The following is a 15,360-nucleotide window of genomic DNA, read 5'->3' on the forward strand; positions in this document are numbered from 1 at the left end:
CCTCAGGGTTGGATCAGGAACAGGGATGGGTGCGGCGGGCGGTCATCGGCGGGCAGGTGGCTCAGGCGGCGCACGCGCAGGCATTCGCATAGCACGATCGCGGCGGCACAGAGCAGCACCCCCGCCCCGGCCTGCATGACCCCCGCGGCCATCAGTGCCACGCCAAGCGCCCAAAGCGCGAGGCCCGCCAGCACCTGCCGCCCATCGCTGAGCGCAGAGGTCGCGGGCACCGGGGCGTGGCCGATGCGGGGGCCGAAAACCTCGATCCAGGTCAGAAAGGCGAGGATCTTCGGCAGGAAGGCCAGCGTCAGGCCGGAGAGCCAGCCCAGCACCAGCGCCATGCCCCCCGTCACCCCCGGCAGCAGGGCGGCCAGTACCAGCGCCACCCCCGCCCCAAGCGCCCCGCGCAAGGACGGGTCCAGCCGGGGCAGCCTGCGCGCGCGCAGCATCCGCACCACGGTGACGACATAGACCGCCACCACCAGCGGCGCCGCGAGCGGCACAGCCACCGCCAGCACGGCGCCGATCGCCATCACCGTCAGGGCGCGGTTTGGCGCCGCCGGAGCCAGCCCGAACATCGCGAGGAATTTCAGTGAAACCGCCATGGCGGTAAAGCTGAGCCACAGGCCAAGGCCGAGGGAGGCATGGACCGCCCGCCACTCCGGCAGCAGCGGCAGGCCATCGCCCCCGGCGCGGGAGAGCGCGAAGCCCGCGCCCATCGCCACCGCCCCGGCCATACCCGCCAGCCCCACCGCCAGCAGAAGCATCAGCCGTTCGCGGCGCAGCGCGGCGAGGACGGGCGGGATCAGCATGGCCAGCGCCATCGCGGTGGCCAGCGGCAGCAGGGCGGCGGCCACCGCCATCGCCTGCGGAATATCGGCCCAGAACCCGGCGGAAAGGCTCAGCACGCCCGCCGCCCACAGCGCCAATACAACCGGCGCCAGACCGGGCCATGCCAGCGGCGCCGCCGCCAGCACCGGGACGAATTGCAGCAGCGCGCCGATCATCACCGTGCCAACCCAGCCCAGCACCAGAAGATGCAGGATCGCGCGGGTCTCGCCGGCCTCCCACACCGTGCCGTGCCCGGTCAGCAGCGCCAGAAGCGCCGCGATCAGCATCGCCGCCCCGGTCGCGAACCAGGCGGGGGTCCAGCGGGCGATGCGGATCCGGTCCATCAGCCGAACCGCCTGTCCGGTGTCAGCACCTGCACGCCGGGCAGCGCGGCGAGCGTGGCGCGGATCGTGTCCGCATCGGCGAGGGAAAGGCCGGTCGAGAGCGCATCGGCGAGCCCCGCCTCCGGCGCGATCACCGCAAGGCGGGGCCAACTGGCCCGCGCGGCACCCGTCATCGGGTCGATCAGATGCGGCGTGCCATCGGGGAAGCGAAAGCCCCCGGCCTCGGTCGTGGCCATGGCGCGGTCGGTCAGATCGACCCGTTCCTCTCCTAGCGCCACCCGCCACGGCCCGCCAAGGGCGCGGATCTCGCCCATATCGACGAGCGTATGCTCCGCCCCGCCCGCGCGCAGCAGATCGACGATCCGGTCGGTGATGAAGCCCTGCGCGAGGCCGTTCAGCGTGAGCTCCATGCCCCTCGGCATCGCGATCCGGCCCGCGCCGATCCGCACGCCGCCGAACCCCACCGGCACGCGCGGCACGGGCAAGCCCCGCGCCCGCGCCCGCCAGAGCGGCTGAACCGAGGGGTTCGAACCGCCCGCCCGTCGCCTCATGCACGCGCATGGCCAGATGCAGGGCGGCGGTCATTTCCGGGCTGGGCGCGGCCAGCACGCCCGCGCGGTTCAGTTCGGCCAGTTCGGAATCGGCGCGATAAAGGGTGAAGATCCGCTCCAGCCGGGCAAGCTCGGCCGCCACCTGCCGCAGCAGGGCCTGCGCGCGCACCGGGTCCGGGTGGTTCAGGATCATCTGCACTGGCGCGCCAAGGGCATGGCCGCGCCAGACCACCGCCGCCCCCGCCGGATGGGTCAGCAGCGCGGCGCCCGCCGCGGCGGCGGCTATGGTCAGGAAACGGCGCCGGTCAATGCGCATGGCCTTGGTCCCCCAGGATTGTCGCCGGGGTGAGTTCGGCGAAGGTCTTCACCTCCCCGCCCCGGTCGCGTGCAAAGGCTTCGGCGGCGGCGCGGGTGCCGAAGGGCACCACCTCCGCCCCGCCCATGCCGCCCTGCGCGGTGGACCCGACGACATAGAACGCCTGCCGCGCGTCGATCCAGTTATCCGCACCGGGCGCGTCCCAGCTTGCGGCGCGGGCCATGTCGGAGACATAGATCCCGCCGTAATCCTTGGGCTCGTCGGGCATCATGGTAAAGGCCACCGTGTCGCGCGCCGAGGAAAACCAGTAGACCCCCTGCGCCAGAACCACCTGCCCCTTCGGCCCGGCATGTTCCATCAGGTTCATGCCGCAATAGCGGCCCACGGCCTCGGCGGTCAGGGTTTCGGGCGGCAGGGCGGCGGTCTCCTCCTTGCAGCCGGTCAGGGTCAGCGCGATCAGCGCGGCGATCAGCAACGGTTTCATTCAGAGGTTCCTCCGGGAAAACAGCACCATGGCGCCCGCCAGCGGGACGATGCACCAGATCAGCAGCGCCCCCGCCAGAACGCCGGGCGTCAGGCTCGAATTGTCATAGACCCCGCCCATGCCGGACAGCATGGCCGAGGCGCCTTCGCCCAGCGTCAGCAGGCGATAGGCATCCGTCGGGTTCAACAGCAGCGCGAGGTCCATCACCCAGCCCGGCACCGCATGGCCGCCCCGCGCCACCAGCACGGCGAGCAGCGCCATGTCGTAAAGCGCGACGAACAGCAGCCACAGCCCGATCGCGATCCCCGCCGCCGTCGAGCTTTCCTGCACCGTGGCCGAGGCGAGCATCCCAAGCGCGAGGAACACCGCCCCGAGCGCCACCGAGGCCAGCGTCATGAAGGCGAAGGCCTGCCAGCCCTCCGCCCCGTTGCGCAGCACGACGAACCCGGCGGCGAAGCCGAACCCCACCACCGTCGCCAGCGCCAGGATCACCAACTGCCCAAGGTATTTGCCCAGCACCACCTGCGCGCGCGACAGCGGATGGCTGAGGAGAAGCAGCAGCGTGCCCCGCTCCGCCTCCCGCGTGATGGCGTTGTGGGAGAGCAGGAGGGCGATCAGCGGCACGAGGAAGATCGTCAGGCTCGCCAGCCCCACCACCACCACATCGAGCGCCGCCGTCGCCGTGGCCCCGGTCGGCGCCGCGCCAAGCGCCGCGATGGCACAGGCCAGCGCCGCCAGCACCACCGTGGTCGAAACCACCCAGCGGTTGCGGATGCCTTCGGCCAGTTCGCGGCGCGCAATGGTCAGGATGGGGTTCATCGGGCGGCTTTCCTGTGGGGTGGGGCGGGCGGTGGCATCGGTCATCACGCGGCCTCCCGGCGCAGGAAATGGGCATAGATGTCATCAAGTGTCGGGTCTTCGAGGGTGATCGCCTCCGCCCCGGCATCCAGAAGGGCGCGCAGGGTGGGGGCCTTTTCGGCCTCGGTCAGGGCGATGTGCCGGGTTTCGCCCCCCACCCGCGCCGTCAGGCGCGAGGGCAGGCCCGCCAGACGGCGCAGCTCATCGAGCGTGCCATCGGCGATCTTGCGGCCCCGGTTCAGCACGATCACCCGCTCCGCATGACCGTCGAGTTCCGTCAGCGCGTGCGAGGAGAGCAGCACCGTCGCCCCCTGCGCCGCCATCTCGGCCACCAGCGCATAAAGCTCGCGCCGCAGCGCCGGATCCAGCCCCGAGGTGGGTTCGTCAAGCAGCAGCAGACGCGGCGCCCCCAGCAGCGCCTGCGCAAGACCCAGCCGCTGCCGCATGCCCTTGGAATAGCCGCGCACCGGACGGTCGGCGGCGGCGAGCAGCCCCACCCGGTCGAGCAGCGCGTCCTCTGCCGCCACCCCCTTCAGCCGGGCATGAAAGGCCAGCGTCTCGCGCCCGGTGAAGGCGGGGGGGAACTGCACGCTCTCGGGCAGGTAGCCGAGCCGGGCGCGGGTCTCGCGCTGTGTGGGATCGCCGCCCAGAACGGTGATGCGCCCGGCATCGGGCCGGGTCAGGCCCAGCATCATCTTGATCTGCGTGGTTTTTCCGGCGCCGTTATGGCCCACCAGCGCGACCACCGTGCCCGGCTCAAGGCTATAGGACAGATCCTGCACCACCCGGTGGGTGCCATAGGATTTGCTCACCCCGTCCAGTGTCAGCGTCATTTCAGCGGCCTTTCGGAATTGGGGAACATCAGCGGGTGGCTGTCGGTCACGCCACCGGGCAGCACGGCGGGGAAGCGCTTCTGCGCCCACCGCAGGATCTGCACCGCGGGGCTTGTCAGCAGCATCCGCGCCTGCGGGGCGGTCCACATCACCTTGTCGATCATGTCGTTCGGGCGATACACGCTGTCGGCCAGCCCGTCGCCATTGAGGTCAAAGGCCGCATTGTCGGACCAGTAATTGCCGACGCCCTCCACCGACCATTCCAGAATGCGGGTGCCGACATATTTCACCTGCACGCGGTTGCCGATGAAATCGTTGCGGGTCATGCGGTTGCCCTCGGCGCCGGCGGTGAAATGAATGCCGGTGCCGCAGCCCTCGAACCGGTTTGCGGCAAAGCTGTTGCGGTTGGCGTTGTAGATGAAGACGCATTTGCCGGGCGCGATATGCTCGCCCGCCTCGGCCATGGGCACGCCCGCCTCGCGGCTTTGGCCGGTGTCGCGCCAGCGTGACGCCGGGGCAGGGTGGCCGATCACGGTGTTGCCGGTGATGGTCGAGCGGTTGGCGGAGTTGAACAGGAAACCATAGTCACGGTCATTCTCGGACCGGTTGCCGGTGATCGTCAGCCGGTCGGAGAACATGATGGCGTAACCCATGCCATTGTCGCGCGCGTCGTTGTCCGCGAGCGTGCTGTCCGAGGTGTTCATGTAGTGGATGGCAAAGCGGGTGTCGCGCATCCGGTTCGCGCGGAAGAGGTTGCGTTTCGACACGGTGACGAAGATCCCGTCCCGGCCCCAGGAGATGTCGTTTTCCTCGACCGTGGCGCCCGGCGCGTTCCAGACGGTGACGCCATTGCCAAGGTCGGCCTGCCGCCCCCGGCGCCCGGTGATGGTGTTGCGCAGCACCTGTGCGTTTTGCGCGCCCTGGATGCGGATGCCGTGAAGGTTGCCGTCGAGCGTATTGCCCTCGACCCGCGCGCCGGTCGCCTGTTTGGTCAGGAAGATCCCCGCGTCCATCCGGTCGAGGTCGCTGCCCGATCCGGTGACGGTGAGGCCGGTGACACTGGCCCCCGGCGCATCGACCACGATCACATGGCCCGCGCCGCCGCCATCGACCACCGCGCCCGGCTCGCCCTTCAGGGCCAGCGGAACGGCAAGGGTGAGGGAGCCACGCCAGCGGCCCGCCCCAAGGATGATTTCGTCCCCCGCCTGCGCATCCGCCAGCGCCGCCGACAGCGCGGCGTCACCCGCAGGCCGCCACACCTCCGCCGAAGCGGGGCAGGCCAGCAGCGCGAGGAGGAGGACGAACCGCATCAGGCCTTCTCCACCAGCATGCGGCCCTTCATCTCCATGTGCATCGCATGGCAGAACCACGAGCAGTAATACCAGTAAACGCCGGGCCGGTCGGCCTTGAACGTCACCGAAGCCGTGGCCTGCGGCGCGATCTCGAAGTTGATGCCGTGGTTCACGATGCAGAAGCCGTGGGTCAGATCCTCCACATCGTCGATGTTGGTGATGGTGACCGTCACCTCGTCGCCCTGCTTGACGGTGAAATTGTCAAGCCCGAAGGCCGGGGCGGAGGAGGTCATGTAGACCCGGACCTTGTTGCCGTCGCGGATCACCTCGCTGTCGATCATCAGGTCGATGCCATCGGCCTTTGCCTGCGCCACGGCATCGGCGAAGAACGGATCGTTGCGATCCCAGACCGAGACCGGGTTGATCTTCGACGCATGCACGATGGTCGCGTCATGCGGTTCGGCGAAGGTCGGGTTGTCGTGGACGATCTTCATCTCCTCGCCCGAAATGTCGATCAACTGGTCGCATTCCGGCTTCAGGGGCCCCACGTTCAGGAACCGGTCCTTCGAGAACTTGTTGAGCGAGATCAGCCATTTGCCATCCGCTTCCTTGGTCTGCCCCATGGAGGTGTGGTTATGGCCGGGCTGGTAATGCACATCGAGCTTCTGCCGGATCGGGTCCACCTTCTCGCCGTTATGGGCGCGGATCGCGTCTTCGATGTTCCACTTCACCACCTGGCTGTCGATGAACAGCGTGGTGTAGGCGTTGCCCTTGCCGTCATAGGCGGTGTGCAGCGGGCCAAGGCCCAGTTCCGGCTCCGCCGCCACGCAATCCCGGCCGCCGATCTTGCCGGCGAACAGGTCGTCGAACCGGCGCACGTCGAACACCGTGACGGTGGGCGAGAGCTTGCCGTTCGCGACGATATGGATGCCGTCGGGCGCGGTGTTGATGCCATGCGGCCCGTTCGCCACGGGGATGTAGCGCACGAGCTTGTTCTCCGCCCCGGTGCCGTCGAGCACGCGCACGCCGTTCAGCACCTCGCCCTCACCCGCCGCCACGGCGGCCTCGATGGCCTTGAGGTTGAAGACGGTCAGCCAGTCCTGATCCTTCTCCATCGACCCTTCGAGCGTGACGGCCTCTTCGGAGTTGTAGCAGGTGGCGAAGGCGTATTTGCCCTGATAATCGGCATCCACGTTGTCGAGGTTGCCGTCCACCTTGATCTGCCAGGCGACTTCCATCGTGTCGCCGTCGATCGCCGAGAAGATCGCCTGATAGGCGGGCGGGTTGTCCAGATCGCGCCCGTCGTTGGGCAGCGGCACGCCATCCTCGCCATTCGCAAAGACATAACCGGTGCGCGGATATTTCTGCACGCGCAGGCCGTGGACCGTCTGCTGGTTCGGCAGTTCGATGATCCTGTCGCAGCGCATCACGTCCAGCCGGACCCGGGCGACGCGGGTATTCGCCTTGTCGTTGATGAAGAAATAGCGCCCGTCATAGGTGCCATCGGTGAAGGACGGGTGCGGGTGGTGCGCATCGCCGTTCAGGTAAAGGCCGCCCTTGTCCTTCAGGTACTCCTTCGTTTCGGGGCGCATGTGCTCGGTCAGAACCTTGATCAACTCGTTGGTCTGGCCCCAGCCGGTGGCGCTTTCGCGGTTGAAGATCGGGATCCGGGTCAGTTCGCGCATCGAAGGCAGGCCCGCCACGCGCACCTCGCCCGAATGACCGCCCGAGACGAAGACATAGTATTCATCGAGTTCCCCCGGCCCGACATGGGCCGATTGCCCCTGCGCCATCGCCTGCGTCGCCGAGACGGTCAGCACCGCCCCGCCAAGGATCGCCTGCGGGGCAACCGTGCCCGCGCCAAGCGCCGCCATCGAGGTTCCAAGCATTTGTCGGCGGTTCAGCCGGAGTTCGTTTTCATCGGTCATGTCATACTCCTTTGGGATCGGCGGGTTGGGCCGCCTGCTGCGCCCGGAATGCGGGCGGCTGGCTGCGGCCGGGTTTCACGGTGGCGGGGTCGCCCGCTGCGGGCTTCGAGCTCCGGGCGATCTTTTCGCGCCGGGCCTTGACGGTCATCATGTGCGGGCAGCGGGTGTCGTCGTGGTAAAGCACCTGGCAGTTCATGCAGTAGATACATTCGTTGACGTTGATCGGCCCCTCCGGATGGATCGCCTGCACCGGGCAATCGTTTGCGCAGCGCTGGCAGGGGCTGCCGCATTCGGGCCAGCGTTTCAGCCATTCGAACATCCGCATCCGGCCCGGGATCGCCAGCGCCGCGCCCAGGGGGCACAGGTAGCGGCAGTAGAACCGTTCGATGAACAGCCCCGGCGCCAGACAGCCAAGCGCGAACAGCACGAAGCCCCATTCGCGCAGGAATTTCAGGATGATCGCGGTCTTGAAGGGCTCGACCTCGGCATAGACCTCGGCATCCGACAGCGAATAGAGCGACAGCCCGAAGAGCCCGAGGAAGATCATGTATTTGACCGGCCAGAGCCGCTCATGCAGGCCCCAGGGCAGGGTGATCTGCGGCACCCGCAGCGCGCGAGCCACGGTGTTCGACAGTTCCTGCAACGCGCCGAACGGGCAGAGCCAGCCGCAGAACGGCCCCCGGCCCCAGAACAAGAGACCCGCCGCCACCGCGCACCACAGGATGAACACCAAGGGCGCCGAAAGGAAGAACTCCCACGAGAACCCCGACAGCAGCGCATTGGCGAAGGTCAGCACGTTCACCACGGAAAGCTGCGTGTTCACGATCCAGCCCAGCCAGACCAGCGTGAAGAGCAGATAGCCGCGCCGCACCCACAGGAACAGCCGGGGCCGCCGCGTCAGCACGTCCTGAAAGAAGAAGATCCCGGTCAGCACCGCGATCGCCGTGCCGAGGATGCCGATGTTGACGCGGTTCATTTCCCACATCTGTTTCCACAGCGCGGGGGCGTCTTCCTGTGGCGCCACGGCGGGGGTGGGTTCGGCCAGCGGCAGCAGGTAGGATTCGGGCAGTTGATAGCCCAGGTCGAAGGGCAGGGTGGCCTTGTCGCGCCCTTGCGTGGTGCGCTGCACCAGAAGTTGCAGGTCGAACGGCTGCGTCACGTCGAAGGTGAAATCCGCGGGCACGGTGAAAAGCGCGATCTCGCGCAGGCGCGGCGCCCCTTCGGCGGCCAATGCGGCGAGGCGGGTGTGATCGCGGTCCTTGAACCGCAGGCCCTGACCGTCCTGCAACAGCTCGATCCGGTCAAAGATCCCGCCGCGCACATAGCCCGAACCCTTGAAGGAATAGGCCCCGTCGCCCGCCACCAGCACCGCCGCCTGTCCGGGCTTCAGCCGCGCGGCAAGGCGCTCATAGCCCACATCGCCCAAGAGGCTGCGCCCGATCGCGGGGACGGAGACCGGCGCGAGGTAAAGCGTGATGAAGCTGTCATCGGGGTTCGGCGTTTCCGGATGCGCGGCGGCCAGCGGCTGGCCGGCCTCGCCAAAGGCGCGGCTGATCTCGCCCACCGACAGCACCAGACTGCGCACCGATCCGTCGCCGGTCAGCGTCTGCCAGTCCTGCACCCCGGTCACGTCCGGGTTCAGCGCACGGGCCACGGCCTCGGGCGCGGCCACCGCGCGGCCATCGAGCCGACCCGAGCGGATCAGCCGCACGGCGGAGCGCACGATGCTGTCGCCCATCACCAGCACCGTCACCGTGGCGCCAGCGACGATATCGGCCTGCGGCGGCTTCGCCTCACCGGCGGCCACGCGCCCCAGATCCGCCCCGATCAGCCCGTTCAGCGCGTCCAGAACCTCGCGCTCCGGAATGCCGATCAGCACGATCGGTTCGTGGTGCTCGACCATATGGATGCCGCGCACCACGCCCGCCGTGTCGATCCCGATCAGGATGCGGATCGGCTTGCCGGAATAGCCGGTGGAGGGGGTGAAGTCGCTGTTCAGATAGGCATAGCCGAGCTTTTCGCGCCCCTTCAGCACCGGTACGATGGCGGGATCGCCCTCGGGCGGGCCATAGGCATCGGCCCCGGCGAACAGCTGCTCGGGCGGGGTCTGGCGCAGGGCCTCGTCCAGCGTGACGGCGCCCAGGGGCAGCGCGAACGCGCAGAGCGCCAACACCAGCCATGCGATGAATCGGGTCATGCCCTGTCCTCCCGTCTTCCGGAACAGAGTGGCCCGCCCGGCGGCGCCGAACGTTGCGCTGGCACAACCTTCGGTGCAGATCATCGCGGGCTTTGCCGTGATCCATGCGGGCGAAACGGCGGGCAATCCCCTGTTGCGGCTGAGCATCGACATTGCGGGCACGGAAATGCGGGCGCTCCGCGAGGCGACCACTGCTCTGTCAATGCGGTGCGCCGACGATGCCGGTCGGGTGGCTCCCGCCGTGCTGACGCAGCTTCGGTCATCAGGGGAGGCGTCAGCCCCGGGCGCCGGGGCTGTGCGTGCCGTTCGCCAGTTTCGCCGAGGGGCGCGGCAAGGCTCGCGCCATCAGGGGCGGGACCATGATCCGGCGCAACGTATGATGCCGGGCAGCCTGTGCGGGCGACCTGATCCCGACCGGCGCCGTGGCCGGGATCACCGGCGTGGTGCCGGTTCGTGCTGCAACAGGCGGGTGACGGGCAGATCAGGACTGGCGCAGGTCATGCCCCTTTTCCGCCAGCCATGAATCGTGCAGCCATTTTTCGGTGCCGCGATGGCCGGGGAAGCTGATCCAGTGGATGTCACGCTCGAACACCATCACCTTGCGGTCGGCCCCGACGATGACCCACATCCAAAGCCCGTCGGCGGTGTTGCGCATCTTCACCTTCATGCCGGTCAGCGTCAGGGTTTCCGTGCGCCCGTCGCGGGTGACGCGCAGCGGTTCGTCATGGGGTTCGATCCAACTGATTTTCAGGACCGGCAGCAGATCGGGGGCGGCTTCGCGCAGGAAGGTCATGGCGATGGACTGCGCTTCCTCGCGGGAGGGCAGTTCGCCGCCGACAAGATCGAGGTCCATGCGGGCGAAGCCCTTGAGGCGGTCGTTTTCCGCAATGACGGTGCTGAAATGCTCGCCGCCAGGCGCGGCGTTGCGGCCATCCGCCCGCTCGTAGCGCACCAGTTCGGCCCTTTCCTTGTCAACGGTAACGGCGCGGCGGGCGGTTTCACGGTATCCGGTCGGCATATGGGCGGCGAGGACGTCAGCATTCGTGGTCATGGTGTGTCCTTTCGGAGTGTCGGCGAGCGTGATGGTGGCGGCACTTCCGGCGATGAGGCCGAGCGCGGCGAGGACGATGGCGGGGCGGAAGCGGGGCATGTCGAGGTCTCCTGTCAGCGTGGGGTGGATGGCCGGGCAATGCCGAGCGTGAGGCCGAGGGTGGCCGCCAGCAGCAGCGTGGCCGCCATCAGCCAGAGCGGGGTGGTTCCGATGCCGGAGAAAGCCTGGGCGATGGGCGGCGCGATGCTTGCGCCGACGAACAGGGCAAAGCTGTAGATCGCCAGCGCCCGGCCGCGGTTCGCGTTCGTTGCCCGGCCCGCGACGGTGGCGATCAGCCCCGGCACGGCAAGGGCCACACCGGCGGAGAGCAGCATGCTGGCCACCACCAGCGCCGAATCCGTGGCCAGCGCCGCAATCCCGAGCGCAGAGGCCGCGAGGATCAGCCCGAGGCGGGCGGTGACCGGTGCGCCATGGCGCCGTGTCAGCGGCGCGGCGGCGAAGGCGAGCAACAGCGGCGGCAGACCGGCAAACCGGAGGGTTTGCAGATCCACGCCGAGCGCGGCGCCACGGATCTGTGCTCCGCTGAAGAAGGCGACATAGCCGAAGAGGACGGGCACGGCGCTCAGCCAGGCCGCGACAATCCCCGCATCGCGCAGCAGCCCGGCCGCCATATCGGTTTGCGGCGCCGGAACCCTGCGCGTTTTCGATGCGGCCAGACCCAGGCCGAGCGCCCCGAGCGCATAGAGAGGCGCAAGCTCGAACATGACGGCGGGCAATTCCATACCCGTCCGGGCCGCGAAGAGTTGCGCCAGCGGCGCGGCCCCGAGGAAGGCGAAGCTCATCAGCGACACGCCGAGGGGGCGGTGTCGCGGCGGCAGTTCCTCGGCGACCAGCGACAGCGCCGCCGGGGGGAAGATCGAGGCGGCCAGCCCCTGCACCACCCGCGCCGCCAGCAGGACCCCGAAGCTGCCCGCCATTCCGACAAGGGCCGTTGCCAGCGTGGTGACGCTCAGCCCGATCAGGATCATGCGCTTGCGGCCATAGCGATCCGACAGCGGGCCGAAGATCAGAAAGCCCGCCGCATAGGCGAGCCCGAAGGCCGTGCCGCTCAGCGCGGCCTGCGCGGGATCGACGGCGAAGCGCGCGGCAATTTCTCCGACGAGGGGGAGGGTCACATAAAGCTGGCCGACGACGAGAAAGCCGCAGGCCATGAGGAGCGCCAGCAGCGCGACATGCCGGGCGGTCAGGCTGGCACCTTCATTTTATAACCTGACGTTAGCTTGAGATTCAGAGCGCATGTTGTCCTTGTCCGTTTGCCGTCAGTCCCGCTGCGCCTGTGCGATCAGCTGTTCCATACGGGCGATGTTGCTTGCCAGATCGCGCCGGAACGCGGTCAGTTCGTGAAGCTGGGTGTCGGCCTTGGCGAGCTGGGCTTGCAGGATTTCCAGCACCTTTTCCTTGCCCCTGATGCCGGTCGCATCGACGAAATAGAGGTCGAGGACGGCCGCGATCTCCTCCAGATTGAGACCGAGCCGCTTGAGGGCGGCGATTTTCTCAAGCCGTTTCAGGGCCATATCGTCATAGTAGCGATACCCGGCCCCCTCACGCTCGGCTGGATGCAGCAGCCCGAGCCGCTCGTAATAGTGGATCGTGCGATGGCTGACCTTGGCGCGCTGCGCCAGTTCGCCGATCTGCATGAGGGATGACATGGGCCGCGCTTTCCAAACCTGACGTTGGGTGTAGATTTAGGGCGCCCGTGCCGATATGTCAATGATCGCCGCGCTGACCCCAAAACCCGGCATCTAGCTTCGGGAATGTGGCACGGCATCAGAGCGCCGGGAAGAGCGCGTGTTGATTGCGCCACTGGCTGCGCAACCTCTCACCCTCTCCCGTGAACAGACTGTCGATCGGGCGGCAGGCTTTCATCCGATCAACGCGAAAATGCCGGAAACCCTCCCGCAACTCGCACCATGCGGCGAGAAGCACATTGTCCACATAGTAGATCAGGGCAATCGGGCAAACCGTTCGTTCGGTGTTCCGGGCGTCCGCATCCGCATAGCTCAGGTGCAGCTTGCGTTCCTCCCGAATGGCGTGGCGCATGACGCGATATTCCACCGGGGCGGGGGGAACCTCGTTCCAGTGCGAGACATAGAGGGGCGACGTGTCGATGCGGCTGTCTACAGTGTCGGGGAGCACGTCGGAAATCTTCTGGCTGACGCGGGAGGCCGCCGCCAGAAGATCGGCATCCCCCGTGCGCCCGATCAGCGACAGACCGACGGCGATGGCCTCAATTTCTTCGGACGTGAACATCAGCGGCGGAAGGTCGAACCCCGCTCGCAGGACGTAGCCGACACCGGCCTCGCCCTCGACCGGCACGCGCATGACCTGCAAGGTCACGATGTCGCGATAGACCGTTCGTTTGCTCACCTCCAGAGCACCGGCAATGACGCCTGCGGAAACCGGTGCGGGCGCGTGTCGCAAAATCTGTATGATCTCGAACAGTCGGCTTGAGCGTCCCATGGTGTCGCCTCCGGAAGCGGATTTCCTATCACAGCATTGCTGACACAGGTTGTCAGCATGGGAAGGGCTATGCTGGCGATCATCTGAGGCGGAGCAGTATAATGCCAACCCATCGACGTCGCATCGGCCTCGCGATCATGCTCGCATCGGCCGTGACGTTCAGCACCGCGGGGCTTTTTGCAAAGGGGGTGACGGCCGACGCCTGGTCCGTGATTTTCTGGCGCGGCCTTTTTGCGGCGCTGTTCACCGTCCTTTATGTCCTGTGGCAGGGAAAGGTCGGCGAGGAGTTCCGCGATATGGGGCGCTCCGGCCTCGCCGTGGCTGTCATCGGCGCTTTGTGACGGCGGCGTTCATTCCCGCGTTCAGGCTGACGGCTATCGCCAATGTGTCCCTGATCTATGCCGCCGCCCCCTTTTGCGCTGCCGCAATCGCATGGCTTTGGTTTCGGGAGGTGATGGAACGCCGCGTGCTGATCGCATCTCTGGCGGCGGTCCTTGGCGTTGCTCTGATTTTCGGCGCCTCGTTCGGGCGGATCAATGTCATGGGGGACATGCTGGCGCTCTGGATGACAGTCATGATGTCCTTGATGATGGTCGTTTACCGGCGGTATCCGGGGACGCCTGCCGCCGGTCCGGGTGCGCTGTCCTCGGTCTTCCTGCTTCCGGTATGCCTGTTCTTTGTAAACCCGCTGGATGCGCCTTTGCATGAAATCGTCGTCATGGGGGCTTTCTGGCTGATCTTCGCCGTCGCCTCGGTAACCCTCTCCGAAGGTGCCCGTCGCCTCGCGCCAGCGGAAGCCGCGCTGGTCAGTGCCCTTGAAACGCCCCTTGCGATCATCTGGGCATGGGCGTTCTTTGCCGAACGGCCCGCATTCGCGGCGATGATGGGAGGAGTGCTGATCCTGCTTGCGGTCTTTGGCGCACAACTCGCGGCACGAAAGCCCCGGCATGTCCTGTCGCGCGGCTCCTGACGTCGTTATCGCTGCCCCTCCGGGTCAGGGGCTTCCCCCTGTCTCGACATCAGCCCAACCGCTTTCCTGTCGAACGGGGCATCCGCCCGCGTCCGGCTATGCAAGCCCGGCCTTGACCGCGGGCGCGGATCGCGCCAGCCACGTCTTTTTTCGAGGGCTTCGCGCCCTGCCGGATCAGTTCGCACCGCGACGGCGGCGGAACCGCAATCAGGGACATCGGTTGATTTTCCCTTTGGCGCGGCGTGTGGCGAACAGCCGCTCGCTTGGGGGTTATCGGGTCAGGGCTGCAACCCGCGTGCCGGCCTTGCCTTCCAGGATCGCGCGGGCGTCTTCCAGCCGGCCGATGCCGGCGATCCGGCCCGGGGTGGCGGCGAAGGCGCAGGCGGCTTTGACCTTGGGGGCCATCGAACCGGCGGCGAAGCGGGCGGGGTCCAGATCCTCGGGCCGCGCCCTATGGATCGCGCGCTGCTCCGGCCCGCCCCAGCCATCATAGACCGCATCCACATCGGTCAGCATCAGGAAGGCGTCGGCGTCCAGTTCGCGGGCCAGCAGACCGGCGGCATGGTCCTTGTCGATCACCGCCTCCACCCCGCACAGCTCGCCGTCCGGCTGCCGGATCACCGGGATGCCGCCGCCGCCCGCGCAGATCACCGTGACGCCCGCCTCGACCAGCAGCCGCACCGCGGGCATCTGGGTGATGCGGCGGGGGCGGGGCGAGGGCACCACGCGTCGCCACCGGCCCGGCGCCTCCTCCACCATCGGCCAGCCATGGGCGGCGCGCATCCGCTCCGCCTCTCCGGTGTCGTAGAGCGGGCCGATGGGCTTCGTCGGCCGGGCGAAAGCGGGGTCGTCCCGGTCCACCTCGATCTGGGTCAGGAGGGTGGCGAGCGCCGCCCCCGGCATCGCATTCGTCAATTCCTGCTCGACCAGATAGCCGATCATGCCGACGCTCTCGGCCCCCAGAATGTCCAGCGGCCAGACCTCCCCGCCATAGGCCGCCGCCTGGAGCGCCAACAGCCCCACCTGCGGCCCGTTGCCATGCGCGACCACGATCCGGTGCTCGCACGCCAGATCGGCCAGCGCCCGCGCGGCCTTGCGCACATTGGCCCGTTGCGCCTCCGCCGTCATCGGCTCGCCCCGGCGCAGCAGCGCGTTGCCGCCAAGGGCCACCACGACGCGCATCGC

General features: G+C 67.9%; 15 protein-coding genes and 1 pseudogene. 2 read left to right on the plus strand and 14 right to left on the minus strand.

Annotated features, from left to right (window positions below; all coding sequences use genetic code 11):
• Window positions 1-2: 2 nt before the first annotated feature.
• The 13 genes and pseudogenes from QM789_RS20035 to QM789_RS20095 all read right to left on the minus strand — a co-directional run bounded on the left by QM789_RS20035 (window position 3) and on the right by QM789_RS20095 (window position 13,205).
• Window positions 3-1,175, minus strand: a complete 1,173-nt coding sequence (locus QM789_RS20035; protein WP_420353980.1) for a hypothetical protein — start codon at window positions 1,173-1,175, stop codon at window positions 3-5.
• Window positions 1,175-1,726 (minus strand): FAD:protein FMN transferase, encoded by a 552-nt coding sequence (locus QM789_RS20040; protein WP_420353963.1) that lies wholly within the window; start codon window positions 1,724-1,726, stop codon window positions 1,175-1,177. Before QM789_RS20040 ends, QM789_RS20035 begins: the two co-directional genes overlap by 1 nt.
• Window positions 1,727-1,754: 28 nt before the next feature.
• Window positions 1,755-2,042: pseudogene (locus tag QM789_RS20045) on the minus strand (FAD:protein FMN transferase); the annotation flags it as partial.
• Window positions 2,032-2,526, minus strand: a complete 495-nt coding sequence (locus QM789_RS20050; protein WP_420353610.1) for a nitrous oxide reductase accessory protein NosL — start codon at window positions 2,524-2,526, stop codon at window positions 2,032-2,034. The gene QM789_RS20050 and the pseudogene QM789_RS20045, both read right to left, overlap by 11 nt.
• Window positions 2,527-3,390, minus strand: a complete 864-nt coding sequence (locus QM789_RS20055) for an ABC transporter permease (RefSeq protein WP_420353611.1) — start codon at window positions 3,388-3,390, stop codon at window positions 2,527-2,529. It abuts the gene before it with no gap.
• Window positions 3,390-4,217 carry an ABC transporter ATP-binding protein gene (locus QM789_RS20060; RefSeq protein ID WP_420353612.1) on the minus strand — a complete coding sequence of 276 codons (828 nt, stop codon included), beginning with the start codon at window positions 4,215-4,217 and terminating at the stop codon, window positions 3,390-3,392. The genes QM789_RS20055 and QM789_RS20060 overlap by 1 nt, the downstream gene beginning before the upstream one ends.
• Window positions 4,214-5,527, minus strand: a complete 1,314-nt coding sequence (locus tag QM789_RS20065; protein WP_420353613.1) for a nitrous oxide reductase family maturation protein NosD — start codon at window positions 5,525-5,527, stop codon at window positions 4,214-4,216. The genes QM789_RS20060 and QM789_RS20065 overlap by 4 nt, the downstream gene beginning before the upstream one ends.
• Complete coding sequence (gene nosZ, locus QM789_RS20070) at window positions 5,527-7,437, minus strand: TAT-dependent nitrous-oxide reductase (protein ID WP_420353614.1); 1,911 nt, start codon at window positions 7,435-7,437, stop codon at window positions 5,527-5,529. Before nosZ ends, QM789_RS20065 begins: the two co-directional genes overlap by 1 nt.
• A 1-nt stretch (window position 7,438) precedes the next feature.
• Window positions 7,439-9,634 (minus strand): 4Fe-4S binding protein, encoded by a 2,196-nt coding sequence (locus tag QM789_RS20075; RefSeq protein WP_420353615.1) that lies wholly within the window; start codon window positions 9,632-9,634, stop codon window positions 7,439-7,441.
• Window positions 9,635-10,115: 481 nt separating this feature from the next.
• Window positions 10,116-10,784 carry a hypothetical protein gene (locus tag QM789_RS20080; protein ID WP_420353616.1) on the minus strand — a complete coding sequence of 223 codons (669 nt, stop codon included), beginning with the start codon at window positions 10,782-10,784 and terminating at the stop codon, window positions 10,116-10,118.
• Window positions 10,785-10,798: 14 nt separating this feature from the next.
• A complete protein-coding gene (locus QM789_RS20085) occupies window positions 10,799-11,896 on the minus strand; it encodes an MFS transporter (RefSeq protein ID WP_420353617.1) in 1,098 nt (365 codons plus the stop codon).
• A 108-nt stretch (window positions 11,897-12,004) separates the two neighbouring features.
• Window positions 12,005-12,382, minus strand: a complete 378-nt coding sequence (locus tag QM789_RS20090) for a MerR family transcriptional regulator (protein WP_420353618.1) — start codon at window positions 12,380-12,382, stop codon at window positions 12,005-12,007.
• A 130-nt stretch (window positions 12,383-12,512) separates the two neighbouring features.
• Window positions 12,513-13,205 (minus strand): helix-turn-helix transcriptional regulator, encoded by a 693-nt coding sequence (locus QM789_RS20095; RefSeq protein ID WP_420353619.1) that lies wholly within the window; start codon window positions 13,203-13,205, stop codon window positions 12,513-12,515.
• A 101-nt stretch (window positions 13,206-13,306) separates the two neighbouring features.
• Between QM789_RS20095 and QM789_RS20100 the strand changes: the two genes are divergently transcribed.
• Window positions 13,307-13,546, plus strand: a complete 240-nt coding sequence (locus QM789_RS20100) for a hypothetical protein (RefSeq protein ID WP_420353620.1) — start codon at window positions 13,307-13,309, stop codon at window positions 13,544-13,546.
• Window positions 13,543-14,175 (plus strand): EamA family transporter, encoded by a 633-nt coding sequence (locus QM789_RS20105; protein WP_420353621.1) that lies wholly within the window; start codon window positions 13,543-13,545, stop codon window positions 14,173-14,175. The genes QM789_RS20100 and QM789_RS20105 overlap by 4 nt, the downstream gene beginning before the upstream one ends.
• 270 nt (window positions 14,176-14,445) lie before the next feature.
• Here QM789_RS20105 and arcC read toward each other — a convergent pair whose 3' ends face one another.
• On the minus strand, window positions 14,446-15,357 hold the full coding sequence (arcC, locus tag QM789_RS20110; protein WP_420353622.1) for a carbamate kinase: 912 nt from the start codon (window positions 15,355-15,357) through the stop codon (window positions 14,446-14,448).
• Window positions 15,358-15,360: the final 3 nt, after the last annotated feature.

Origin of the sequence: Paenirhodobacter sp. (assembly GCF_047600745.1) — a bacterium.
Taxonomy (GTDB): Bacteria; Pseudomonadota; Alphaproteobacteria; order Rhodobacterales; family Rhodobacteraceae; genus Rhodobacter.